This is a genomic window from Mycetohabitans sp. B2, assembly GCF_021733735.1.
Lineage (GTDB): Bacteria > Pseudomonadota > Gammaproteobacteria > Burkholderiales > Burkholderiaceae > Mycetohabitans > Mycetohabitans rhizoxinica.
On sequence record NZ_JAHKSP010000061.1, the window covers coordinates 1 to 24479 of the forward strand.

Genomic DNA, 24479 nt, shown 5'->3' on the forward strand with positions numbered 1-24479 from the left:
GGTAGTTCAAGAGCAGCCGGAAGAGAAGCGGGTAGTTCAAGAGCAGCAGGAAGAGAAGCGGTTAGCCCAAGAGCAGCAGGAAGTAGGTCAACAGGAGGAAGCGTTGGCGCAGGTCCATGAGGAAGAGGCACACCAGCAAGAGGAAGCGTCGAATCAAGTAAAAGAGGAACCGGCGCAGCAAGAGAGCGCGGCCGTCGACTCGAAGCCGCGCGAGGCCGTAGCATTGATTGACGACAAGCCTTCGCCCGACGATCGTCTGCGTGAAATGATCGCTTCGTACTCTCTGCTGGAGGGCAACGTGCTTCACAGCGCCGAGCGCATGTCGGAAGACGGCACCATTGTGGTGGGTGAAGGCTTCATTAACGGACGTGCACAGCCATTCATTGCGCGTGACGATGAAGGCAAGATTGGGATTGTGGGCTTGCTCGACCTAAACGACTCGCTAAACAACGCGACCTTGTACAGTTCCGTGTTGCAATCTGCGGTGCAAACGTTTGTTCAGGATAGCATGCGTTGCAGCAACTTCGACCAATACGGCGTGTGCATCTCGGCTGGTGCGCTATACAGCCACAATGCGGGCAAAGTGAACGGTGCAAACTGGCAGGGCGAATTCAGTGCGGCATACCGAATCAACGACGACTGGATTGCCGGCTTGGGCTACCAGGCGCCGAGCTATCGCTTTGACGTAAGCAACGACACAATGCGTAACCGTGCCAGCTTGTTCGGGTTATTCGCCGAGTACGGAACCCGTACTCGCCCGGGCGTGTTTGCCCGCGTCGCGTTGGGTTACCAGCAAGGCGACTTATCCATCGACCGGTCTTACCTGACTGCCTCCGGCGTGGATCGGTCCAAAGGCGACACAACGGTTGCACAGCGCGCAGTATCGACGCAGGGTGGCTACGTGTTCGCCGTACGGAACGCCAGCATCATGCCTTACCTGGGCATTGACTATTTGCGCACAAAGCTCGGTGACTACACTGAGACGTCCGGCCAGTTCCCAGTTCGTTTCAGTGCTCGTACCGACGGGAACGTATACGGCACAGTGGGTCTGAGCAGCCACTTGCGCTTCACAGATCAAACGGTCATTTCGGCGGGCGTCAAGCATGTCCAACGATTGAGCAGGAGCAATGATCCGGTGTCGGCCAGCGTGTCAGCATTCGATCCGTTCGTGGTCGGCGCGGAGTCGACACGCCAATGGAGCGAGATTAGTGTCGGTGGCCGATTCGCGACGCCGGTGAAAGCGTCAAGCTTGGATATCGGATACCGCCGTCGCTTCGCAAGTGGTGCGGCCGTCGCGCAGGACATGGGGTCGGTGTTCTTCACGATGGGCTTCTGATCTTCACTGCGCGGACTGCTGTGGACGGCGCGTGGCGTGGGCGCGCATGAATGCACAGCGTACCTCGAAGCGCACGGCATCGACTACTTTGCCGTGCGCGTCCACCTGCTCCAGCAGATGACGGCCCGGCCGTGGTGGTCAGTCGATGCGCCTTACGGAACCGAATAGCTTGTTGTTCAGCCGTCAGAACACCGCTCCGATGGGCCGGGTGCGCATCCGAAGCCAGTGCGCGGCCGGGATATCAGGCTCCTGCACAACGATCGTATTTTCGGTAAGGTCATTTCCGAGCCGGTTTTCGGGTCGTCAATGCACGTCGAGAAGAGCAGTGAGGGAAAGTTGTCGTCGCCACAGCGCTTGCGCAGCTCCAAAGGCTTGTCAATCTTCAGTATCCCTTGACAATCGTTGCGGCCCGACGCTAGTTCGACCCTATTGTAGTCGCTGACCCGCGCGTGGGCGTTCGCGACTGGCTGGATATTTGATCCTGCTACATGGACGCGATGCACAACGGGCGTGGTTCCACCATCTGCCCGGCAACGAGCCACTCTTGGCGAAGGTTTACTTGCGGTTTGTCACGACCGTGTGATTTTATACGAGACGCGCAATGACGGTGACTCGCCCATAGGTGCCTCAACAGGCAGTCGGGAGGGCACAGTCGCGCGAATCCGGCGTGCCAGCCCGCCGGGCCGGGGTCACGTCGCGGCTTGCCTGGGGCTGTGCCGCGTGGTGGCGCGAGTGCGGCACAGGCGTGGCTCAGGCGTGCGGCGGCTGGCCGGATATCGGCTGGTGCCGGAGAGCACCGCCCGACCGGTGGAGCACCATGCGCTCGTAGAGCCGGGACACGGTTGTGCTGCCCGTCTTGACGAACAAAAACGGAAACAAGCCATGCACGAGCGCAGCGAACGCGGCCAACAGCATCGGGCCGCCAAATGAGAACGACGCTCTCATGTGTTGCAAATAGCTTTCGCCGACAGAAGCCGGGTGCCGCGTAAACGCGCCGAACAGGATTTTCATGGGCAGCGCTCGAGTCGATAGGTTTGATTCAACGAGCCGACGTATCTCAAGCCGGCGGCCGTGTGCATGACAAAGACAATCATATAATCGAGGGCGTGAAAAAGGATTGCAAATTTGTTCGCGGTGATAGATGGAACTAGAAAAATTTTCTAACATTAACCCGTCCATGGACAAGATAGATGCCAAAATATTGTCGTTGCTGCAGCACGACGCATCCCTCGGATTGAACGACATTGCCAAGGCGGTGAACCTGTCGCCGACGCCGTGCTGGCGCCGCATACAGAAACTGCGCGAGGACGGCGTGATTCAGCGGCAAGTTGTGTTGTGCGATCCGACCAAACTTAATCTCGGATTGACCGCATTCGTGACAATCCGCGCGAGCCAGCACAACGACGGATGGACGAGCCGTTTCCTGAAGGGGGTGACGGCGATCCCGGAAATCGTGGAAATTTACCGGATGACCGGCGACGTCGATTACTTGCTGAAAGTGGTGGTGCCTGACATCGCCGGCTATGACAACGTATACAAGCGGCTGATCAAGGCCGCCGAGCTGCTCGATGTGAGCGCGAGTTTCGCGATGGAGGTGGTCAAACATACGACCGCTTTCCCGCTGGATCATGTCACTGACCGCCGCGCACGGGCCACGTCTCGACGATGATGAGCAGCCGCGCTGGGCGTGCGCCGGCATGGTGCTTACGATGCACGTGGGCTTTGCTTTCCTTGAGTTGGGCACGGTACGCAAGAAGAATTAGGTCAATGCGCTGGTCAAGTTCTTTTTTCTGCTGATATTTGCGGCGGCTATCCCGGCAATCATCTCGGGCGGTATCGTCGTATATGGCCTGATCCGCCTGTGTGTTGGCCTGTGCCTGGACGCGCAGAACGCGTTCACCGGCGCGGATCTGTCGACCCATCGGAACTCGACGCCGGAGCACGAGACCAGCTGATAGCGTGGGCCGTAGGGCATGCGTTGTCGGCGCGTTGGCGTTAATCTGGGCTTGGGACCGGGGCTGGACGTGGACGTCGGCATAAGCGCAAAACAAGGCGCGGAACGTAGGTGTAGAGTGTCAAACATGGCACTGGACGGGCATGCCATGCGGCGGCCTAGATGACGGAACAGGTGGAACTCGGCTACGCTTGCGTTCTACATGCCTACGACCCGGAGTGAAAGCCGCGATGTCCTATGACCCAAATAACCCTTTTGCACGCATCCTGCGCGGCGAGTTGCCGTGTGTCAAAGTCGCGGAGACCGGCGACGTACTGGCTTTCATGGACCTGATGCCACAGGCCAACGGCCACGTATTGGTGGTGCCGAAGGAAGCGGCGGCGAAGATTTTCGACTTGTCGGATGCGGCGGGGGCAGCGTGCGATGTTTGAACTTTCGACCTTGGGCACCTTCGTCGTGGTCGTGCTCGGCCTGTTCCTGATACCGGGGCCGGCCGTGTTGCTGGTGCTCACGCGCACGGTGCAGGGCGGGCGCAAGACCGGCGTGCTGACCGGGCTGGGTTTGGCGGCCGGCGATTTCATTCATACGGTGTTTGCCGCCGTGGGCCTATCGGCATTGTTGATGACGTCGGCGCTGGCGTTCAACATCGTCAAGTTGGTCGGCGCCGCCTACTTGCTGTACCTAGGCGTGTGCGCGCTGCGCAAAAAAACCGCTGACGGACATGCACCGGCGCCTGCAGCGGGTGAGATTTCGCCGTTGAAGGCGTTCCTTCAGGCCGTGCCGGCCGAAGTACTGAATCCGAAGACTGCGCTGTTCTTTCTTGCCTTCCTGCCACAGTTTGTGCAGCCGGAGCGCGGCGCGACGTTTGTCCAGTTTACTGTGCTGGGACTGATTTTCGTCGCGATGAGCATGGTGTACACGACGTTGCTCGTTGTCGCGATGCGGCCATTGGCGCGCCTTGTCGCAAAGCTGCATTGGCTGCGTCGCTGGCAACAGAAGATCATCGGCGTAATCTTCATCTCGCTGGGACTGAAGATCGCGATGCAGTAGCGATAGGGCAACGGGCCGCGCACCAATGCGATAATGTCGTCTTGCCGCTAGTTCCCTGGAGACGATTTTGACTCGCATCGATAATCCGTCGCACGATCAGGAGATGAGCGTGGCCGACACCACGCAGGACACGACCCGCATCGATGACGTGCGCATTGGCGCCGTGCGGCCGTTGATCCCGCCGGCGTTGTTGCTGGACGAGTTGCCGGCGCCGGCATCGGTGCAGCAACTCGTCGAGCACAGCCGCCTGCGCATTGCCGATGTGCTCAATGGCCGGGACGACCGGTTGATTCTGGTGGTCGGCCCATGCTCGATCCACGACCGCGATCAAGCACTCGACTATGCGCGCCGGCTCAAAGGCGCCGCTGACCGGCTGCACGAGGATTTGTTGATCGTGATGCGGGTGTACTTCGAAAAGCCGCGTACCACGGTTGGCTGGAAGGGCTATATCAACGATCCGCGGCTGGACGGCAGCTTTCGGATCAATGAGGGGCTGCGCCGCGCGCGCGAGTTACTGTTGCAAATCAACGGTCTTGGGCTTCCGACCGCCACTGAATTCCTGGACTTGCTCAGCCCGCAGTACATCGCGGACCTGGTGGCGTGGGGCGCAATCGGGGCGCGCACTACCGAGAGCCAGAGTCACCGCCAACTGGCGTCAGGCTTAAGCTGCCCGATTGGATTCAAGAACGGTACCGACGGCGGCGTGCAGGTCGCCGCGGACGCGATCGTGGCCGCCCGCGCCAGCCACGCATTTATGGGCATGACGAAGATGGGCATGGCGGCTATCTTCGAGACGCGCGGCAACGGTGACGCGCATGTGATCCTGCGCGGCGGCAAGAATGGGCCGAATTACGATGCCGCCGCCATCGAGGAGAGCTGCGCGGTGCTCAGGGCGGCGGGGCTGCGTGAGCATGTGATGGTTGATTGCTCACATGCGAATTCCGGCAAGTCACATCTGCGCCAGGCCGACGTCGCGCGAGACTTGGCCGCACAGCTGTCGCACGGCGAGCGTCGCCTCAGCGGTGTGATGATCGAGAGCCACCTCGACGAAGGGCGCCAGGACTTGAAGCCCGGCGTGCCGCTGCGATGGGGCGTGTCGATCACCGACGCGTGCCTGGGCTGGGCGCAGACCGAGCCGGTGCTGGAGATGCTGGCTGGCGCGGTGCGGGCCCGCCGCGCCGCCGCGCCGCCGCAGTAAGTACTGAGTCGTCGATGCGTTCGCTGCTTACGATGGCTGGGCGGCTAAGCCGCGAGCGCGAGCGCGGTCCGGGCCGGGATGAAGTCCGCGGCTCGATTCGCCGGCGGATCGCGCTGCTCGGCGTCGTACGCGTCGAGCAATCTCATATCGCGTGTGATCCGTTCCGGTATGTGCGTGACCCGTTCAAGTATCAATGCGCGCAGCAGTGGCAGCCAGGTCGGTGTGCTCGCATCGACGAAACGGCGTGACGGATACAGAACATAGAGGTTCGTATGCAGCAGCCTATACGCGGGCAGAACGCGCGTCAGCGTGCCGTTGCGTAGGCCGCGGGACGTAATGCGACGAAGGAGTGCGTCGGTTCTGCCGCACGCCGCACGCCGCACGCCGCACGCCGCATGTCGCATGTCGCATGTCGCATGTCGCATGTCGCCGCGGGCTGTCGCACAGACCAATCGCCGCCTAGATCGAGCGTGGCCGCAGCAGGTCCCCGTCAATCAGGGCCTCGTCAGATTGTTGGAGCAGAAACGCTATGTATGAAGAACGCATTCGATGCGCGAGCCTGCGCAACCGCCTCATTTCCGCACGCGACGCGGCGGCCCTGATTCACGATGGAATGCGCGTGGGCACCAGCGGCTTCACGCGAGCCGGCGATCCCAAGGCGGTGTTGCTCGCGCTGGCCGAGCGCGCCCGCACCGAGCCGACGAGGCCTCGCATTACGTTGATGACGGGCGCCTCGCTTGGTCACGACAACGACAAGGCACTGAGCGAGGCCGGCATGTTGGCGCGCCGCCTGCCGTTCCAGGCCGACCCGACGTTGCGGCGCGAGATTAATTCAGGACGCACATTGTTTGTCGACCAGCATCTGTCCGAGACGGTCGAGATGCTGCGGGCCGATTTGCTCGGCCAGTTGGACGTGGCCATTATCGAGGCCACCGGCATTACCGAGTCCGGGGGCATCGTACCCAGCACGTCTGTTGGCAATTCCGCTAGCTTTGCCATCCTGGCCAAACGGGTGATCATCGAGTTGAACTTAGCCCAGCCGCTGGAGCTAGAAGGCTTGCATGACATCTGGATTCCGGCTCGCCGGCCCGACCGCGCTCCAGTGCCAATCGCCGGCCCGCGTGACCGGATCGGCAAGACCACGATCGATATCCCATTGGACAAGATCGCGGGCATTGTCATCACGAACGACGAGGATAGCTCCTCGGCCGTGCTGCCGGCGGACAGCGACACCACGCGTATCGCGCAACACCTAATCGAGTTCCTGCAGCATGAAGTCTCTCGCGCACGCCTGCCGGTGCGACTGCTGCCGCTTCAGGCGGGTATCGGCACGATTGCCAACGCGGTGCTGGGCGGATTGTGTGCTTCGCCATTTGAAGCGATGACAATGTACTCGGAAGTGCTGCAGGACTCCACGTTCGATTTGATAGATGCTGGCAAGCTGGCGTTCGCGTCTGGCTCCTCAATCACGCTGTCGGCAGCGCGGCAGCGCCAGGTGTTGCGTGAGCTTGCGCGTTATCGCGATCGCCTGGTGCTACGTCCGCAAGAAATCAGTAATCATCCAGAGATCGTGCGCCGGCTGGGTGTGATCGCGGTCAATACCGCGCTTGAAGTGGACTTGTACGGGAACGTGAACTCCACACATATTGGCGGTACCCACATGATGAACGGCATCGGCGGCTCAGGCGATTTCGCGCGTAACGCAGGCTGCGCGATATTCGCGACCAAGTCGGTGGCCAAGGACGGCCGGATCTCGAGCATCGTGCCGATGGTGCCGCATTGCGATCACAACGAACATGACGTGGACATCGTGGTCACCGAGCAGGGCTTGGCCGACCTGCGTGGTTTGGCGCCGCGCGAGCGGGCCGGCCTGATCATCGAGCGATGTGCGCATCCGCAGTACCGCGATCTGCTGCGCGATTACTATCGCGATGCGCTCAAGGGTCAAGGGCACACGCCGCACGACCTGGCGCAGGCGTTCTCGTTCCACCTGCGGCTGGCGCGAACGGGGACCATGCTGCCGTAAGCTGCTGTCGCCAGCAACGGACAAAGCGTCGATCCGTCCCGTATCGAGGTGAGCCGCGACGAGTATGAACAGTACCTTGCGCGGGTCTACAAGGCAGCGGACTTCAAAAAGGGGCGCAACTTCATTGGCTTGGCCAAATCGTTGCCTGCCGAGCAGATGCGTGAGTTGCTGGGATCAACGATAAGGGGGCCACGACCCGTGTCGATTTCAGCCTTCACTGAACCGACGCGCGTGGCCGGAACAAGACGCACGACACTGAGTGAGGTGAGATGAAGGCAGCACGATGGATCGGGGGGCTACTGCTGTTATCTAGCTGCGGATCGTCACAGCCGCTGTTTACCAGCGATGGCCGACCGACGCAATTAATTCAATGCTCGTCTGCTGAAGGGTGGTCGTCCTGCGATGCCCGTGCGCAGGTCCAGTGCGGCGACGCTGGCTACGACACGCTGCAGCGCAACCGCTCGGACGGCATGCTATCGACGCTGATCGCGTGCAAGCGCCCGGCGGCGGCCTATTGACGGTCGGGGTGACACGTCGCAGCGTTCCACTTGTCACATCCGCTTACGAAACCGCACATCATCGCTACACCTGGCACGCGCATTGCGTTGCATCATGATCTTTACATGGTGTTTCAACGGAGACCAAGATGCAATTCGTTATTTTCAACTTGCCGGCCGACTTGAGCGAGGAAGCGCTGCGCGACCGGCTTGCCCCGATCGGTGCGCGGCTTGTCGAGATCATTCGTGACAATGTCGAACGTGCCCGCGCCATCATCGAAGTCGCCCATATGGCGATGGCCTCGCACGCGCTGGCGCTGAACTTCGACTGAGGCTGGTAGCGGCTGAGCCGACCTGCTCGAAAGTTTAGCCCGGTCTCGTTGCATCCTTAACGGGGCTCATCCGACAGCTCAACCCATTTCGCCGAACATGCCGATCAGCGCGAGCATCGCCAGCACGGCGACGAAGATGAATTTTACCCGTTGCTCCATTTCGTTTTGCCTTTCCATTTGAAAAAATGGCACTGTCTCACGTCAAAAAAACTCACGTGTCTTTTGCGGTGCCGGCCGGCTGGCGCCACGTTCCCCAGCCGAGCACAGCCAGCGCGCACAGAATCAGCGCGATGGCCACCAGCGTCTGCGGGGCAATCTGCTCGCTGCCCAGCGCCGCGCCGACCAGTAGCGCAATCGGTGGATTGGCGTAGACGTAGCTTGTCGCCAGCACCGGCGCGGCGCGACTGGCTAAGTACATATAGGCGGAGAATGCCAGTAGCGAGCCCATCGTTACTAAGTATAGCCACGCCGCGAGTGGCGCGCCGCCCGGCACGGCCGCAAGCGACTCGCCGCTGAGCGCTGATGCTATTGCCAGCATCACACTGCCGGCGAGCATTTCGATCGTCACGGCCAGCGCCGGCGGCGGCAAGTCCAACGAGCGCGACAACTGAGTGCCCAGCGACCAGCAACTGATCGCCAACAGCAGTGCGCCGGCACCCATGCTGCTGGCGCGGAACTCGGCGCCCGACGTCAGCACCAGCACGCCCCCCACGCCGATGGCGATCGCGGCCAATTCGTGGCCGCGCGGGCGAATGCCGAATAGCCGCTGCCAGACGATCGCGACGATCGGCATGGCGGCGATCATCACGGTGGTCGCGCCCGATGAAATGGTCTGCTCGGCTACCGCAATGCCGCCCATGCCCCCTAGCAGCATCAGCGCGCCGAGCATCGAGCCGTTGCGCACCTGCCGCCAACTCGCCCGCGCGCGGCCCCGCACGAGCACGAAGATGCCGAGGCACAAGCCCGCGACGGCGAAGCGCGACGCCATCAGCATGAACGGCGGCATTGCTCGTAAGGCGACTGAGATCGCGAAGTATGTGGTGCCCCAGACGACATAGGTGATCAGCAGGCACAGCAACAGCAAAGGCGTCAGGCGGGTGGTCCGGCTCATGATCGGCAACGTGTCGGAAACCTGCAATTGTCCGTCCGATTACGCTGCATATCCATAGTGTTTTAATCGTCTTTGAACAGGTGTGGCAATAGCCGATAGGAATTCGGCGCGAAGAATCGAATGCGCGGACGTGTGAATGGGCGACGCACTGGACGAATTGTTGTCGATCCTATGAATGTTCCGGTGGTTGGATGGAAGTCGCATCGCCATCGCAGGGCGAACTGGTGGCTGAGCACCTCGGCTTCGGCCTATTCGTCGTCGATCGGCAGATAAATGCGCGGATGTGGAACCGATTGGTGCGTGACCACAGCGGCAAGACGATGGCTAAGATGCTAGGCAAGGCGCTGTTCGAATCGTTTCCGGACCTACCGCGTAATTGGCTCATGCGCAGCACGCACAGGACGTCGCGATCCGCGTTAGCGCTCGCGTAGACGTGGCTGCAGCCCGTCTCGGCATGCGCAGCCACAAAGTGTCGCTCAACGAGGCCGATGCCGCATTGCATGCCGCAAAGCGGTCGGGCTAAGACCGCACAGTGATGTTCGGGCAAGAGGCAAGCGCTTGATCCGGCACCGCGCTCAGTGCTGCTCGAAGCGATCGTACCGGCGCTCCGAGTAGTCCTCGTTTGCGATGAACTCGGACACCTTGGCCCGTGGCGGCCCGCGCCGCAGGAATTCCAGCATTAGGTCTACCTGGTTCGCCGGTCCCTGGACGATTGCCTCGACCGATCCGTCGTCGTGATTCGCGATCCAGCCCCGTACCTGCAGCGCATGCGCGCGGCGCACCGCGGCATGCCGGAATCCGACTCCTTGCACTGTCCCGCGAATCTTGACAGTGTACGTTTCAACCCTGGTATCGAGATCGACTCCATTCATCGTGTATCCCTCCTGTCGTGTAAACGTCACTGAACCGTTCAAGCCGCGGATTGTAGTCGCGCCGCGTGCATCGTGCACGGACTCCGCAACCCGAATGCGGCCGAGCAATCACTGTGCCCTTGTCGGCTCGTGTGGCTTGCGGCATAGGGAATGTCCTCCTACCGGCCCGCTGCCTGGTCGGCAGCCCTCGTGCTGGCCTGCTGCCCAGCGGGCCGCCCAGTTGACTGCCCTTGCGCCGGCCCGCCACGCAGCCGGCTGACCTCCCACTGTAGGTTTTGCTAAATGCGGCTATGCTGTAGCGAATGCAATGTATGGCGGGAGCGTGGAATGGAGGAGCAATGTCCCTACACACCCGATGCGCCGGCCCGCGAGCAATTGGACGTGCTCGCCGGCGTGACGGTTATCGAATTCGGCACGAACTGGTGCGGTTACTGCCAACGCGCGCAGCCAGTGATCGCCGAGGCGCTTGGGCGCCATCAGGCGATGCGCCACCTAAAGATCGAGGATGGGCCGGGACGGCTGTTGGGACGGTCGTTTCGTGTAAAACTGTGGCCGACGTTGATTTTTCTGCGCGACGGGCAGGAACGGGCGCGTGTTGTGCGCCCGACCTGCGCCGAGGAACTGGATGACGCATTGGCTACGCTGCGATAACGTGGCTCATGTGCGCTGATCCCGTTGCAAGCCGGCCTCGTTGTCGCTGGCCATGCTGATTAGATCATGGTGTACTGGATGGTTGCGTGTTGGCCACTATGGGGCCACCGCGTGCTGCGCCGTTGCCGGTTGTCCCATGGTGCACCATGCTATTGCGCGGCTGGGTGGCTGTATCGCCGGGCGGCGCTAGCGGGTGGAGGCGGTGTGGCTCGGCTCGCCGGCGACCGCCAGTGCCTGTGCCAGTTCGGTCGCCGACGGCACGCGGTTGATCCGCTGACCGTTGGACAAGATCAGTGTGGGTGTTCCCATTACACGCAATTTGTGTCCCACTATCAGGTTACGTGCGAGCACTGCCGCTGTTGCATCGCAGGATGCGGCAACAGGCGGCTGCGCCCGATTCTCAGCATCCATGTTGACCACGGGCCAGTGCGGTTGCTGGCACACCATATCCGGGCGGCCATCGTTTTCGAGCCCGGCGTTAGGATTGGGTACAGAAACGTGTACACGGTGGCGTCGGGCTGTCCCGCGAGCCTGTGCTCTAGTGTTTTGCAGTAGGAGCAATAGGGATCGGAGAACACGACAATCCGGCGTGAGCCGTCGCCGTCGCCGTTGACGCTGCGCAGCGTATCGTCCAGCGGCAGTGTGCTGAAGTCAACGCCGCGCTTATCAAAATGCACGATCTTGTCGAGTTGTTGTTCGATTTCGAATAGTAGCCCGCCGTGGCCCGGCCGGTTTAGGTACAGCTATGCGGAGCCGGCGAGCGCGGCCACCACGGCCAACGCCGCGAGCATACGTACGGTTCGCGGTGTCATCCGTGTCGTTGTTCCGGGATCCAATGGAACTGCCGATTGCCGCCGAGGACTAGCTCGCGGTGTTGCCGTACAATCCACTGGCCGACAGATTGCTGATCGGCCAACACTCGCATGGGGCCGGACCCGGAGCCGATACCCGCTTCACGGTAGTTAATACCGCCAAGCTTTGCCAGGAGCGTTACTTTTATGATAAGGGATGCAAAACAAATAGTGCAGTGACGCGGCGTGTGGGAGCCGGCCCGAACAACTTACCGACGCGCTAGTGGCTGTCGATGTGACGCTGGATGTTGACCGGAAGGCACGGCTCAATGAATTGATGTCGCAATATCGGCGCGATACCGTGATGCTGCGGTGTCGCGATGACGAAGTGCGTTGGGGCGGTGCGCCTGGAGGGCATCGGTACTGTCCCACGCTTCGCTTCTGCAGGCCGGGTGCTCGTGATTGCCAGCCTTCCCGACATGAAGGTGCGGTACGCTGTGTACTAAAGAATTGCCGTGAGGGAGCGCCTGATGCTAAATGTGTTTTCGTCTATCTGTTGCTGGCCGTTGCGCACCGGGAAAAAGTCATCGGGTGCGTCGGCGGCGCGCAAGGAGTCGCAGGCTGCTGACAAAGCCGCACCGCGGGTGCGTAGCGCACACCCAGCGCTCGAAACGTTATCTAACGTATCCCGGATTACACCGGGACGTCGCCGCCACAGCCCGTCGGCGTATGCGAAGGAAATGACAGAAAATCAGGATGCCATATTGCTTACGTTGATGTTTATGTGCTCCGTGCAGCAGTGCGCCGCACCGGCCAATGGTGGCCGTGCCGATTCCGCATCGTCGCCTCCCAAAGCGCTGACCACGCTGTACGATTTATGCGATGACATTGAGCGTTATGTGAGACGACAAGGTATCAATCACGATGTGACGCTCGCACTGCGGCAGTTCATGACCCGGACGGCGGCAATGCAGAATGTCCTTGCCCAGCGTGGCGAACCCGCTTGGGGACGGCTGCAGCAGATGCTCGACCGGCTGCAACAAATGATAGATCTGTCGGATTCCAATGCAGACCCAGCGCATGCGCTCGGCAACCAGGACGGTTATGCTCGTCACGACGCCTGTACCGTGTTCGAGTCGTTTCTTGATATGTTCGATGATAAATGGATTCCGTCGCTTTCCAAGCTCAAGATTTCAGACGCAGAAGCGCAGCAGGAAGGCCGCACTAGGCTGGAGTCGGCTTGCGGGCGGCTCAGTATGGGTGAAAAGTGGCAGGTCAGTCAGATGATTGAAGCCCGGAAACGACAAGAAAAGCTTGGCGCATGGGGCACGATGCTGCAGCAGGCGCTCGGCCCGGTGACGCTTCAATTGCCGCCGGTTGCGACGCCGGGATTCTCGCTCGACGTAGATGCGGTATTCAAACGGGCGCGGGAGGGTGCGGCCGTTGACGCGTTCCGCCGGGATCTATCGGGACACAATCGATAAATCAGCGTGGGGGCCGGGCTTACGCAGACCTCGTGTTCGACGGTTGGAAGGCGCCATCGATCATGCAGGTGCCCGATGCGAAGGACATCGCGGTCGAGTTCTTTACGTTGCCCAAGCGCTACCACATGGCGAGCTAGCGCATTGGCGTCATGGTTGGCAATGCCGATCTGGTCGCGGCGCTCGCGCGTATCAAGCGTTACGCGCTGAGCTTGCGCAATCGCACGATCAGGCTCGACGTATCGTAGCGTCGCCCGCCGAGTGCCTGAACATCACCGTAGAACTGATCAACCAGCGCGGTAACGGGCAACGATGCGCCATTGCGCTTGGCCTCATCCAGGCAAATCGCCAGGTCCTTGCGCATCCACTCGACCGCGAAGCCGAAATCGAAGCGGCCTTCGATCATTGTGCTGCCGCGGTTGTCCATTTGCCAGCTCGCGGCCGCCCCTTTGCCAATGACCTCAAGCACGCGTGGCATGTCCAGCCCGGCGCGTTGACCGAAGTGAATGGCCTCTGACAGCCCCTGCACGACGCCGGCAACTGCGATCTGGTTGACCATCTTGGTCAACTGGCCTGCACCGGATTCGCCGAGTAGCGTAACTGCGACGCTATAGTGCCGCAACGTGGGTGCGACGCGCTCGAACACTGTGGCGTCGCCGCCACACATGATCGTCAGCTTGCCGTTCTGAGCGCCGGCTTGTCCGCCCGATACCGGCGCGTCGATGAAATGCAGGCCTTGTTCGCGGGCGATCGAGAACAGTGCCCTGGCGACATTGGCCGAGGCGGTCGTATGGTCGACGAACACCGCGCCGTGCGGCATGCCGGCGAACGCACCTTGCCCACCCAGCGTCACGCTGCGTAAGTCATCGTCGTTGCCCACGCACGCGAGCACAATGTCGGCACCCTGTGCGGCCTCGCGAGGCGTGGTCGCTGACCGGCCGCCGTATTCGGCAACCCACTGCTGCGCCTTGGCCGCCGTACGGTTGTACACCGTCACGTCCAGCCCGGCCTTGGCGAGATGGCCGGCCATCGGGTAGCCCATCACGCCGAGCCCAAGAAACGCGACGCGCCGTGGCGTCCCGCTCGATGAAGGAGATGACTGGTCGGTCACTTCGTTTCTCCTGGAACAATATCGGGAGGGAACTGGCATTATCGCAGGTGTTGGGCGAGGTGGCGGCGGTCCGCCATGATGCTTGTGACACAATACTCGCGAAACCGGATGCCGCGCGCGTATCGGCGCGTACGGTGGCAAAGCAGCGGCAGGCCGTGCGCGTTCGGTGGACAACGCTGCGACGTTTGAGGAGCCAGGCGATGAGCTATCGTGCACCGGTCAAAGATATGTTGTTTACGATGAATGTGTTGGCGGACATTGATGCGGTTAGCCGCCTACCCGGCTATGAGGATGCGACGCTCGAAACCGCGCAAGCCGTGCTCGAGGAAGCCGCGAAATTCGCCGAACGGGTACTCGCGCCGCTGAACCGTACCGGGGATACACAGCCGTCCACATGGGCCGACGGGGCGGTTACGACGACTCCGGGATTCAAGCAGGCCTATCGCCAATACACGCAAGGCGGCTGGCAGGCCGTCGTGCATCCGCCTGAATTTGGCGGACAGGGCTTGCCCAAGCTCATTGCGACCGCATGCAACGAGATGTTCAATGCGGCGAACCTGTCATGGGCGCTCTGCCCGTTGTTGACCGATGGCGCGATCGAGGCGTTGTTGACCGCCGGCAGCGACGGGCAGAAGGCGTGCTACCTGCCCAAGCTGATCGCCGGCGAATGGACCGGCACGATGAACTTGACCGAGCCGCAGGCCGGCTCGGACCTTTCGCTGGTGCGCACGCGCGCGGAATGCCAGGCGGACGGCACCTATAAGCTGTTTGGCACGAAGACCTTCATCACCTACGGCGAGCATGACATGGCGGACAACATCGTCCATCTCGTGCTGGCCCGCACATCCGACGCGCCGCCGGGCGTCAAGGGCATTTCGCTGTTCATCGTGCCGAAGTTCCTGCTCGGCGGTGACGGCCTGCCGGGCACGCGCAACGACGTGGATTGCGTGTCGATCGAGCACAAGCTCGGTATCAAGGCGAGCCCGACCGCGGTGCTGCAGTTCGGTGATCACGGCGGGGCGATTGGCGAGTTGGTCGGCGAGGAAAACCGCGGTTTGGAGTACATGTTCATCATGATGAACTCGGCACGGTTTTCGGTCGGCGTGCAAGGCGTGGCGATTGCCGAGCGTGCCTACCAGCAGGCCGCCGCGTATGCGGCCGAGCGCGTGCAGAGCCGCCCGGTCGATGGCTCGGCCAAGCAGGCGGTGACGATCGACCAACATCCGGATGTCAAGCGGATGCTGATGACGATGCGCGCATTGATTGAGGGCGCTCGCTCGCTGAACTACTTTGCCGCATCCGCCTGCGATATCGCGCATCGGCATCCGGACGCTTCGGTGCGACAGCAATACGCTCAGCGCTATGAGTTCTTGGTGCCGATCGTTAAAGGCTGGAGCACTGAGTTGTCGGTTGAGGTTGCCAGCATAGGTGTGCAGGTCCACGGCGGCATGGGCTTCATCGAGGAAACCGGCGCCGCGCAGCATTACCGTGATGCGCGCATTCTGCCGATTTACGAAGGCACGACCGCTATCCAGGCGAACGATCTGGTGGGCCGCAAGACCGTTCACGACGGCGGCGCAGTCGCTCGCGGGCTGTGCGAGCACATTGCGCTCACCGAGCACGAGTTGGCCAATTATAAGGAGCCGGTATTCGCCGCGATGCGCGAGCGCTTGGCGGCGGCGCGCGCCGCGCTGGCCGAGTCGATCGAGTTTGTGCTGCGTCACGCGAAGACGGATCCGAACGCGGTTTATGCTGGCAGTGTGCCGTACCTGAGGCTGTGCGGCATCGTGCTATGCGGGTGGCAGCTCGCGCGCGCGATGCTTGCAGCGCATGCCACACGGGCACAGGATCCGGCGTTCTGCGACGCGAAGATCGCGACTGCACATTGCTTTGCCCATCACGTGCTGCCGCAGGCGGATGCGCTGCGTGTGGCAATCGTCAGTACCGCGAATGGCGAAGGTGTGTTGGCGCCAGTACGGCACTCGGCATAAGCGGTGCGGTAATCGATGTCATGGTCGCCGACGAAATCGACCGAGCGCACCGGCCGTTGTTCTGGCGTGTTCGAGCAGCCGTGCGATCTCGTGAGCGGCGTATCAGCGCACATTGCGGACGCACGGGCAGGGCGGACGTACCGGCAGTCGCATGCACACCGCCGCGTTTGGCGCTACTTTACCGAGGATTGCCGAACGCTGCCGGTACCCTGGGGGCGGCACGCGGTGATGCGGTGATGTGCCGATACGCCGATGCCGCGTGGCTCCGGGTTGCAGCGCGAGCGGCCGCCCGTGTAGCAGGCCGTAGCTATTGATCGTCGATCGGCGCCGCTGGTTCGTCGTCGATTGAAGCCGGAGCGCCGGTGTCGGCAGGTGGCTGCGCGAGCGCCGGACGAGTCGCCGTGGCGGCGGGCTGGACCGGTTGCGGTTGCGGCAGCGCGACGGCCTTGGCCGTCAATGCCGCGGTGGCCTCGGCGGCGGATGGCGAGGCATGCGGACCGGTTGCCTCGGTGGCATACGGCACGGTGGTCGTCGGCGGGCGGGGCACGGCCGCGGCGGCTGAGGGAGTGGTGTGCCCACCATAGACGACCGGCGGCTGAGTCGGGTCGACGCGAGCGGCTTCCGGCGGCAGTGGCTTGACCGCGTCTTGCGTTAAAGCGTCGGTTGCCGCGCGTGCCTCGGTGCGGGATACGCTCGGCGTGTCGGCTATCGGCTGCATCGGTTCGGCTGGCGCAGCGGCGGACACCGCATGTTGCGCGGGGTGTGCCACCTGGCGTGGCATGGAGGAAAGCGGCTCGGTTTCCGGGAGGCCAGCATGCGCGGCGACCGGTGTGGTGTGCCCGTCGATGTCTTGTTGCGTGGCCGGGGCGATGGCTTTGCGTGTCCTCGCATGAAATGTGCGCGGCAGGCCACGTTGCACGGTGCCCGAATCCATGCTCGCCGGGTTGGCGCCACGCGCTGGCTGCATGCTTGCAAGCGCTGCGGTATCGGATGCTGGCGCGCGCGCTTGCGGCGACGGCGGTATGTTAAGCGGTGGCATGATGGCTTGCTGCGGCGCTTGTGCACTCAAGCGCCCGGTAGTGTTGGCGAGCGCGGCGACATCGAGCAACGGTACGGTGCTGGCGCTCGCGTCGGATTGTGTCGGCGCCTCGCGATTCATGGCCTCAGCATACCGGCGTGGCTCGGACGGTGTCCTGTCCTGGTAGAGCTGGCTGAGCATCACCCCCAAAGCGCCGGCGCCCAGTGCCAGCAAGGCGGCGAGTGCGGCCATGTGGCGTCGCGCGAGTGGAGCGCGTTGCAAGCCGGTCCACGGTGGCGTAACGAACGATGCCGGCGCGGTATCGAACGAGCGTGCCGTGGCGTACACTGGTTCGGCCGCGTGCTGTCGTGCGTGGTAGGAGCCCTCATCGCTTGCCGGCGAGTCGGTGCGTGAGCGGGGATCGACGGCGCGGGTCTTGGCCGGCCCCAGCCGGGGCTCGATCCTGCGTGTATTGCGCACATGCTTGCCGCTGCGCGCCGATCCCCGTCTGATGAAGCCCGGCGCCACGCCATGGGGCGTTTTTAGTCTGGCGCTCATGGTCTCGATGGTGACAGTCCGTGAATTAGCCGATTTTAGAGGGGCAATTCAGCGTTTTATGTGCGGGCGCACACATTGCTAGGGTGCACGGGCACACTGACACGCGCTCGCGCGAGGGACGATTTCATCAGCCGGTCAACGTGCGCGAGTCTACGCGCGCTCGCCGCGGATGTAGAACTCCAACTGCTGGATGGTGAATGCTTGGTCGGAGATGATGTGCTTGACCAGGTCGCCGATCGAGATCATGCCGACGAGCCGTCCCCCGTCAATGACAGGCAGGTGCCGCATACGGTGCTCGGTAACCAATGCCATGCAGCCTTGCGCGCTGTCCTCCGGGCGCACGTAACGGACGTCGCGAGTCATGATGTCACGCACCGCCGTGGCCTTCGAAGAGCGGTCCATCAACACGATCTTGCGTGCGTAGTCGCGCTCGGTGACGATGCCGACAATCTTGCCATTCTCGGTTACCACCAGCGCGCCGATCTGCTTCTCGGCCATGCGCTTCATTGCATCGTAGACGAGCGCGGACGCGTCGATCGTGTACACGGTAGTGTCCGGCTTGCTCTTCAAGATCTGTGCAACGGTAGCCATCGGATGCCCTCCTTGCGCCGGCGCGGTGCGGGCCCGCGGCGGGATTGAATGTGCCGCCCGCGTGGATCGTGGGGCGCCAACAAGATGTGTGTTACCCACCAGAGATGTGTTACTCACAAGTATAGAACACGGTATCGTCGGGCACGCGTGGGCGGCGCTGTGGGCGTTGGGCGGCGCCGGGGGAGGCTGCCGTCACTGGACGGCGCGCGGCGGCGTCCCGGCGTGGAGCGCGCCTGATGCGGCTGGCGGCGCTGCAGCGGGCACGGGCGGAGGTGGTGCCCCCGGCGTGGCAGGGGCCGTGCGGATCGGTACCGCCGCGTTGGCGCTAGGCGTGTCACTGTGCGCCGCTGGCTGCATCGCGCGTTCATACCGTATGAACTGCTTGAAATTCGCGCCAGCCTCCCACGGATTCGGCAGGCATCCAAGCATATTGCTGCACTGCGCGGAAAAACCGATGGTCGCCGAGCCGTCGTTGTTCGGCGTTTTCGTGATCACATAGGCGAGATCGCGACGCGTGGCCGACGGCCCCTCCGTTTGGATAACCGAGTCGGTGATCGTCGCGATTCGATAGGCGCTATGCTCGGATATCCAGACCTGGGCACGCTGCCACCACGCATCACACTGCACCTTGCGCGTGCAACTGAGCGGCGCGACGGCCTGTGCCATCGTCTGCGAGCTGACCTGATTCTGGGATGCGCAGCCTGCGGCCGCGATCGATAGTGCGGCGATGATTGTTTTTTCATGAATTCCTTCATCATGCTGATCGATTGGACTGCCCCGCGTGACGGGCAGTTTTGTGGGCTGCGGATCAACCAGAAACGCCTTGAACCGCTACAGATCCTTGTGTGTGAGCGACGACAGCGGCTTGCCGCACTGCACGAAGACCCACAACATGAGTACGGGTAGGCATAGCAACTGCGCCAACGCATAGGTGACCAGCAGTATGTGAAGATTGGCTCGGTGGTGCTGAGCGCGCGCAGCAGGCTGGGCAGAATCGGAAAGATGATACCGATAGCCGCAAGTGTAGTGGTTAGCAAGATAATGCCAAAGACTCACGCGCATAAAGGATCGCTGTACGCTGACGGATGAAATAATAGCGCCCACGATGATCGATGGGCGGTGAGAATGATGTAGGGCGCAAAATACGATGATGCGATTGTGATGGTCTGCAGGCGAACGTTAGTCAATAGGGGGCTAAGATCATGTTGCCACTCATACAAAGCCTGTGGCACGCGTATCGAAGGGCGGCGCTGTTATGTCAACGATGCGGTGGCTTCACGCTTAACAGCATCCGACGCGTTTTGCTACCCAAGCGGTCTGAGCTAAGAGCGTGCCAAGCCTCGCTGATAGGTTGGCACAGTGGCGAACCGCAATGGCTTGTCTTCCACTGTTTGTTGCAAATTTCGGCTTTATCATTTCTTTCGCTCAAGACTTGTCGTTTAGGCAAAATAATGGATTTGAGTGGTGGCACTTTACAGTCTTTCGACCAGGTGCTAAGCATCGCAATGACCCTGACAGCTGGGCACAGTGTTTGCGCGACGTGAAGCAATTAACGTCGAGCTGATGGGTCAGGGAACGGGAGCATTGCCGTAGCCGTATGGCTAAATAAAAGTGATGCCTGGAGGGGAAAATGAAGCAGTACTTCAGTACTGAACCCAATGGCGCCGCGCCTGTGCGACGTACTGGCTTGCCCTGTTCTTTTTAACTGTCTTGCTTGACCGATTGTAATGCCAATTCGCGCGCAGTCTCACGCGCGTGATGCTCAGCGTTTCCGCTAAAGCTTGACATAAATTGGTGTTGGTGTGATCAATGGCCGATCAAGTGACACGAACGACACACTGACGCGTGCCGACAAGTGGCCCCGATCGCCGCAGTGAATGACTAAAAATTGCAAGCGACGTGTCATCAAAGCCGTAGTGGTTCCTGAAGAGCAACGATAGATTCTTAATACCGCATTAATATCTATTCGTACACCTATTAAACATCAGGCCGCTCGATCGCCTGAATCGGAGCTTTGTTATGGACGCTAGCGTCATGTCCACTACGTATGCATTATCCGCTGCCCAAACGGAGATTTGGCTAGCGCAGCAACTGTATCCAGACAGCCCCGTCTACAACATTGCGCAGTACACGGTGATTGAAGGCGTGATTGAGCCAGCCGTCTTTGAAGCGGCATTGCGTCAAGTCATCGATGAAGCTGACACCCTGCGCTTGCAATTTATCGATAGCGATGATGGGCTGCGGCAGAGAATCGGTACACCCGCATGGTCGATGCCGGTGCTGGACCTCACGGCGCAAGCCGATCCTCAGGCAGCGGCCCAGGCGTGGATGCGGGCCGATTATCAGCAGCCGGTCAATCTGACGCAGGGACCGCTTTTTTGCTATGCGTTGTTAAAAGTGGCGCCCGCGCAATGGATGTGGTATCAGCGCTATCACCATATCATGATGGATGGATATGGTCGGTACCTGATCGCGCAACGCGTTGCATACGTGTATAGCGCGCTATGCGAGGGAACGACGCCGGCGGAATGTGATTTTGGCTCGATCCTACAGCTATTAGAGAGCGATGCGCAATATCAGATATCCGCCCAACGAGCACAAGACGAAGCATATTGGCTCAAGCACTGCGCTAATTGGTCTGAGCCTGCGACGCTGGCAAGCCGCAGCGCCCCTGTTTTACAGCAGCGGCTGCGTCAGACAACTTACCTAGCCATCCAGGCGCTGGGTGACACTGCGCCGGATGCTCGTCGGCTAGCACAATTTATGACGGCGGCGATGGCCGCGTATCTTTATCGATTCACGGGTGAGCAAGACGTCGTATTGGGCCTTCCGGTCAAGGTCCGCTTCGGTGCCGACCGGCATATTCCTGGCATGAAGTCCAATACATTGCCACTGCGGCTCACAATGCGACCAGGGATGAACCTGTCGTCGTTGATGCAGCAGGCCGCGCAGGAAATGCAAAGCGGACTGCGGCACCAACGCTACCCGAGCGAAGCACTGCGGCGTCAACTTGGGATGCCGTCCGGACAGCGGCTATTTGGTACGACGGTCAACGTGATGCCGTTTGATCTTGATCTGTCGTTTGGTGGGTATTCGGCGACAAACCATAATTTGCTCAATGGTCCGGCCGAAGACCTGATGCTGGGCGTCTATTGGACTCCAGGCAGCCATCAATTACGGATTGACTTTGATGCCAATCCTGCATGCTATACCCCAGAGGGACTCGGCGCACATCAGCGTCGGTTTATCCGGTTCATGCAAGTGCTCGCTGCCGATGCCACGCAACCGATTGACAGCATCGACCTGCTCGACGCCAACGAGCGGCATCGGCTGCTGGTCGAGTGGAATGCAACACAGCGCGATTATCCAGCGCATCTGTGTGTCCACCAATTGTTTGAAGCGCAAGTTGAGCGCACGCCCAAGGCTACGGCGTTGGTCTATGAAGATCAAACACTGAGCTATACGCAACTGAATGCGCAGGCCAACCGCTTGGCACACCAGCTCATCGAGCTAGGCGTTAAGCCCGATGTACGAGTGGCGATCTGTGTCGAGCGCTCGCCGGCGCTGGTCGTCGGCCTGCTGGCGATTTTAAAGGCCGGGGGTGCATATGTGCCGTTGGATCCGAGCTATCCGGGTGAGCGCTTGGCCCATATTCTGGGTAATGCGGAACCGAACATGGTGCTGGCGGATGCGGCCGGGCGCACTGCGTTGGGCGAGGCGGCGTTGGCCGAGTGCACGGTGCTCGATCCGGCCACTCTGCCAGCGTTGCCAGACACGAATCCGTCGGTAGCCGAGTTGACGGCCCGGCATCTGGCGTATGTGATTTATACGTCGGGTTCCACCGGCACGCCCAAAGGGGTGATGGTCGAGCATCGCAATGTGGCCAACCTTTGTGCTTGGCATAACCGTAAATTTGGCGTGCAAAGTGGCTGTCGCAGTGCCTTCATGGCAGGCATGGCATTTGACGCCAGTGCGTGGGAGCTTTGGCCAAGTTTAATTGGCGGTGGGATGTTGTCTATTCCTTCCCAGGCGGTTTGCGAACAGGTGCTCGCCTTGCTGCAATGGTGGCAGCAACAGCTTTTGGATGTGGCTTTCCTGGTCACGCCACTGGCTGAGATGGCGTTGGCCGATCAACGAACGCCTGCCGGACTGCGTTATTTGCTCACCGGAGGCGAGCGTTTCCCTGGCGTGACGCGGGCATTGCCTGCGGGATTGACATTGGTCAATCAATACGGCCCGACTGAAGCCACGGTTGTGGCGACCTCTGGACAACTGAGCGCTGAAGACACGCTACCTCATATCGGCCGGCCGATTGATAATACGCGAATCTATATTCTTGATGCATACAGACAGCCAGTGCCACTGGGTGCGGTCGGTGAGTTGTATATTGGTGGCACGGGCGTGGCACGCGGCTATCTGAACCGGCCCGAACTTACCGCTGAGCGCTTTGTGCCGGATCCGTTCTCAGAGGACGCCGATGCACGGCTGTATAAGACTGGGGATTTGGCGCGTTATTTACCGGACGGCAATCTAGAGTTTGTGGGACGCAACGATGACCAAGTCAAGATTCGTGGCTTTCGGATTGAACCGGGTGAGATCGAAGCGTGCTTAATGGCGCATTCGCAGGTGCGCGACGCGGTGGTGCTGGCAACAGGTGAAAGCCAGGATAAACGTCTGGTAGCGTATGTGGTGGCCAAGCCTGATGAGGTCTTAGTTAGTACCTTATGGGCGCATGTCTCGGCCCGCTTGCCCGAGTATATGGTGCCCAGTGCGTTTGTGCGGCTCGATGCGTTGCCGCTGACACCCAACGGCAAGCTCGATCGGCGTGCGCTGCCTGCACCGGATGACGCGGCGCTGGCGCATCAAGCGTATGAAGCGCCGCAAGGCGAGTTGGAGACGACGCTCGCGACGATCTGGGCCGAGCTATTGGGTGTCGAACGTGTGGGTCGGCACGACAGCTTCTTTGCGCTCGGTGGCCACTCGCTGCTGGCAGTGCGGTTGATGAACCGGGTCAGAGGGCTGGGCGCTGATGTGCCGCTGGCAACCTTGTTCGTGGCGCCGACGTTGGCCGCGTTTGCCGCGGCGCTCGAAGCCCACTTGCAACAAGGCACCGATACGCTGCCCGAGATCACACCGGTCTCACGCGAAGGCCATTTGCCGCTATCGTTCGCACAGCAGCGGTTGTGGTTTCTCGCGCAGCTCGATGGGGCCAGTGAGTCGTATCATATGCCGCTGGTGCTGCGCGTGCGCGGGCCGCTGGATCGAGCGGCCTGGCAACAGGCATTGGATACGCTGTTTGCGCGCCACGAAGCGCTGCGCTCGACGTTTGTGAGCGTCGAGGGTCAGCCGCGGGTGCAGTTGCTGCCGGCGGACATGGGCGTGCCGCTGCGCTGGCATGATCTGCGCGGCGTGCCGCACGCGCAAGCACAACTGGCCCGCTTAAGTCACGAAGCCGCGCACGCGCCGTTCGATCTGGCGCAGGGCCCGTTGATGCGCGCATGCGGCATTCAAGTGGCCGATGAGGAACATGTGGTGCTGCTCATCCAGCACCATATTGTGTCGGACGGCTGGTCGATCGGGGTGCTGGTGCGCGAGTTAAGTGCACTCTATGCCGCAAGTGTCGGGGCGCAAGCCGAGCCGCTGCCGCCGCTGGCAGTCCAGTATCCGGACTATGCGGCGTGGCAACGGCAGTGGCTCACGGACGAGCGGCTTAACGCACAAAGCGACTATTGGCGCGCGACGCTGGCCGATGCGCCGGTGCAGCTGGCGCTACCGACCGACAGGCCGCGCCCGGCGCAACAGTCGTTTGCCGGCGCACAGGTGCCGGTGCGCATTGATGCGGCCACCACACAAGCGCTCAAGCGCTTAAGCGCTGAGCATGGCACGACGCTATTTATGACGGTGCTTGCCG

Annotated in this window: 24 protein-coding genes and 3 pseudogenes; 17 read left to right on the forward strand and 10 right to left on the reverse strand. The window is 61.4% G+C overall.

Annotated features, from left to right (window positions below):
• On the forward strand, nucleotides 1–1336 hold a 1336-nt coding region (locus KPG66_RS14230), incomplete at its 5' end, for an autotransporter outer membrane beta-barrel domain-containing protein (RefSeq protein WP_237071244.1).
• Nucleotides 1337–2086: 750 nt separating this feature from the next.
• Here KPG66_RS14230 and KPG66_RS14235 read toward each other — a convergent pair.
• Nucleotides 2087–2347: a DUF6356 family protein gene (locus KPG66_RS14235; RefSeq protein WP_041754638.1), complete on the reverse strand. Its 261-nt coding sequence runs from the start codon at nucleotides 2345–2347 to the stop codon at nucleotides 2087–2089.
• Between the two features lie 166 nt (nucleotides 2348–2513).
• Here KPG66_RS14235 and KPG66_RS14240 point away from each other — a divergent pair, with 166 nt between their 5' ends.
• The 5 genes and pseudogenes from KPG66_RS14240 to KPG66_RS14260 all read left to right on the forward strand — a co-directional run bounded on the left by KPG66_RS14240 (nucleotide 2514) and on the right by KPG66_RS14260 (nucleotide 5538).
• Entirely contained in the window at nucleotides 2514–3005 is a 492-nt protein-coding gene (locus KPG66_RS14240) for an Lrp/AsnC family transcriptional regulator (RefSeq protein WP_041754640.1), read from the forward strand.
• A 28-nt stretch (nucleotides 3006–3033) separates the two neighbouring features.
• Nucleotides 3034–3174: pseudogene (locus KPG66_RS14245) on the forward strand (ammonium transporter); the annotation flags it as partial.
• A 346-nt stretch (nucleotides 3175–3520) separates the two neighbouring features.
• Nucleotides 3521–3709: pseudogene (locus KPG66_RS14250) on the forward strand (HIT family protein); the annotation flags it as partial.
• A 4-nt stretch (nucleotides 3710–3713) separates the two neighbouring features.
• A complete protein-coding gene (locus KPG66_RS14255; RefSeq protein WP_237071245.1) occupies nucleotides 3714–4340 on the forward strand; it encodes a LysE family translocator in 627 nt (208 codons plus the stop codon).
• Between the two features lie 67 nt (nucleotides 4341–4407).
• Entirely contained in the window at nucleotides 4408–5538 is a 1131-nt protein-coding gene (locus tag KPG66_RS14260; protein WP_272907097.1) for a 3-deoxy-7-phosphoheptulonate synthase, read from the forward strand.
• Nucleotides 5539–5582: 44 nt separating this feature from the next.
• Here KPG66_RS14260 and KPG66_RS14265 read toward each other — a convergent pair whose 3' ends face one another.
• Nucleotides 5583–5963, reverse strand: coding sequence for a hypothetical protein (locus KPG66_RS14265; protein WP_237071246.1), 381 nt, complete (start codon nucleotides 5961–5963; stop codon nucleotides 5583–5585).
• Nucleotides 5964–6067: 104 nt separating this feature from the next.
• Here KPG66_RS14265 and KPG66_RS14270 point away from each other — a divergent pair, with 104 nt between their 5' ends.
• From KPG66_RS14270 to KPG66_RS14285, 4 genes are all read left to right on the forward strand, one after another.
• Nucleotides 6068–7564, forward strand: a complete 1497-nt coding sequence (locus KPG66_RS14270) for an acetyl-CoA hydrolase/transferase family protein (protein ID WP_237071247.1) — start codon at nucleotides 6068–6070, stop codon at nucleotides 7562–7564.
• A 48-nt stretch (nucleotides 7565–7612) separates the two neighbouring features.
• Nucleotides 7613–7837 (forward strand): hypothetical protein, encoded by a 225-nt coding sequence (locus KPG66_RS14275; RefSeq protein WP_013428301.1) that lies wholly within the window; start codon nucleotides 7613–7615, stop codon nucleotides 7835–7837.
• On the forward strand, nucleotides 7834–8082 hold the full coding sequence (locus tag KPG66_RS14280; protein ID WP_013428302.1) for a hypothetical protein: 249 nt from the start codon (nucleotides 7834–7836) through the stop codon (nucleotides 8080–8082). Before KPG66_RS14275 ends, KPG66_RS14280 begins: the two co-directional genes overlap by 4 nt.
• A 128-nt stretch (nucleotides 8083–8210) precedes the next feature.
• Nucleotides 8211–8393, forward strand: a complete 183-nt coding sequence (locus tag KPG66_RS14285; protein WP_013428303.1) for a hypothetical protein — start codon at nucleotides 8211–8213, stop codon at nucleotides 8391–8393.
• Between the two features lie 211 nt (nucleotides 8394–8604).
• Here KPG66_RS14285 and KPG66_RS14290 read toward each other — a convergent pair whose 3' ends face one another.
• Nucleotides 8605–9531, reverse strand: coding sequence for an EamA family transporter (locus tag KPG66_RS14290; RefSeq protein ID WP_013428305.1), 927 nt, complete (start codon nucleotides 9529–9531; stop codon nucleotides 8605–8607).
• Nucleotides 9532–9695: 164 nt separating this feature from the next.
• On the opposite strand from KPG66_RS14290, the gene KPG66_RS14295 reads away from it, so the two are divergent.
• Complete coding sequence (locus KPG66_RS14295; protein WP_013428306.1) at nucleotides 9696–9935, forward strand: hypothetical protein; 240 nt, start codon at nucleotides 9696–9698, stop codon at nucleotides 9933–9935.
• Nucleotides 9936–10079: 144 nt separating this feature from the next.
• On the opposite strand, the gene KPG66_RS14300 is transcribed toward KPG66_RS14295, so the two are convergent.
• Nucleotides 10080–10376: an acylphosphatase gene (locus KPG66_RS14300; protein ID WP_237071248.1), complete on the reverse strand. Its 297-nt coding sequence runs from the start codon at nucleotides 10374–10376 to the stop codon at nucleotides 10080–10082.
• A gap of 327 nt (nucleotides 10377–10703) precedes the next feature.
• Here KPG66_RS14300 and KPG66_RS14305 point away from each other — a divergent pair, with 327 nt between their 5' ends.
• Nucleotides 10704–11027: a thioredoxin family protein gene (locus tag KPG66_RS14305; protein WP_237071249.1), complete on the forward strand. Its 324-nt coding sequence runs from the start codon at nucleotides 10704–10706 to the stop codon at nucleotides 11025–11027.
• A 186-nt stretch (nucleotides 11028–11213) separates the two neighbouring features.
• Here the strand turns inward: KPG66_RS14305 and KPG66_RS17615 are convergent, their stop codons facing one another.
• Both KPG66_RS17615 and KPG66_RS14310 read right to left on the reverse strand, forming a co-directional pair.
• Nucleotides 11214–11336 carry a hypothetical protein gene (locus KPG66_RS17615; protein WP_272907098.1) on the reverse strand — a complete coding sequence of 41 codons (123 nt, stop codon included), beginning with the start codon at nucleotides 11334–11336 and terminating at the stop codon, nucleotides 11214–11216.
• Nucleotides 11337–11359: 23 nt separating this feature from the next.
• The gene (locus KPG66_RS14310) at nucleotides 11360–11704 is read right to left on the reverse strand and encodes a thioredoxin fold domain-containing protein (RefSeq protein WP_237071250.1); all 345 of its coding nucleotides are present in this window, start codon (nucleotides 11702–11704) and stop codon (nucleotides 11360–11362) included.
• Between the two features lie 1040 nt (nucleotides 11705–12744).
• Here KPG66_RS14310 and KPG66_RS14315 point away from each other — a divergent pair.
• Nucleotides 12745–13302, forward strand: a complete 558-nt coding sequence (locus tag KPG66_RS14315; protein WP_237071251.1) for a hypothetical protein — start codon at nucleotides 12745–12747, stop codon at nucleotides 13300–13302.
• 17 nt (nucleotides 13303–13319) lie between these two features.
• A pseudogene (locus KPG66_RS14320) lies at nucleotides 13320–13502 on the forward strand (alanine transaminase); the annotation flags it as partial.
• On the opposite strand, the gene KPG66_RS14325 reads toward KPG66_RS14320, so the two are convergent.
• Nucleotides 13499–14449 (reverse strand): NAD(P)-dependent oxidoreductase, encoded by a 951-nt coding sequence (locus KPG66_RS14325; protein ID WP_422393288.1) that lies wholly within the window; start codon nucleotides 14447–14449, stop codon nucleotides 13499–13501. The pseudogene KPG66_RS14320 and the gene KPG66_RS14325 overlap by 4 nt on opposite strands.
• A gap of 161 nt (nucleotides 14450–14610) precedes the next feature.
• On the opposite strand from KPG66_RS14325, the gene KPG66_RS14330 reads away from it, so the two are divergent.
• Nucleotides 14611–16401, forward strand: coding sequence for an acyl-CoA dehydrogenase (locus KPG66_RS14330; RefSeq protein WP_237071253.1), 1791 nt, complete (start codon nucleotides 14611–14613; stop codon nucleotides 16399–16401).
• 307 nt (nucleotides 16402–16708) lie between these two features.
• On the opposite strand, the gene KPG66_RS14335 is transcribed toward KPG66_RS14330, so the two are convergent.
• From KPG66_RS14335 to KPG66_RS14345, 3 genes are all read right to left on the reverse strand, one after another.
• Nucleotides 16709–17977, reverse strand: a complete 1269-nt coding sequence (locus KPG66_RS14335) for a hypothetical protein (RefSeq protein WP_237071254.1) — start codon at nucleotides 17975–17977, stop codon at nucleotides 16709–16711.
• Between the two features lie 150 nt (nucleotides 17978–18127).
• Complete coding sequence (locus KPG66_RS14340; protein ID WP_041754653.1) at nucleotides 18128–18568, reverse strand: CBS domain-containing protein; 441 nt, start codon at nucleotides 18566–18568, stop codon at nucleotides 18128–18130.
• Nucleotides 18569–18760: 192 nt separating this feature from the next.
• The gene (locus KPG66_RS14345; protein WP_336886363.1) at nucleotides 18761–19234 is read right to left on the reverse strand and encodes a hypothetical protein; all 474 of its coding nucleotides are present in this window, start codon (nucleotides 19232–19234) and stop codon (nucleotides 18761–18763) included.
• 75 nt (nucleotides 19235–19309) lie between these two features.
• Between KPG66_RS14345 and KPG66_RS14350 the strand changes: the two genes are divergently transcribed.
• Together KPG66_RS14350 and KPG66_RS14355 are read left to right on the forward strand one after the other, a co-directional pair.
• Nucleotides 19310–19474, forward strand: a complete 165-nt coding sequence (locus KPG66_RS14350; RefSeq protein WP_237071255.1) for a hypothetical protein — start codon at nucleotides 19310–19312, stop codon at nucleotides 19472–19474.
• 1113 nt (nucleotides 19475–20587) lie between these two features.
• The coding region (locus KPG66_RS14355; RefSeq protein WP_237071256.1) for an amino acid adenylation domain-containing protein at nucleotides 20588–24479 on the forward strand (3892 nt) is incomplete at its 3' end.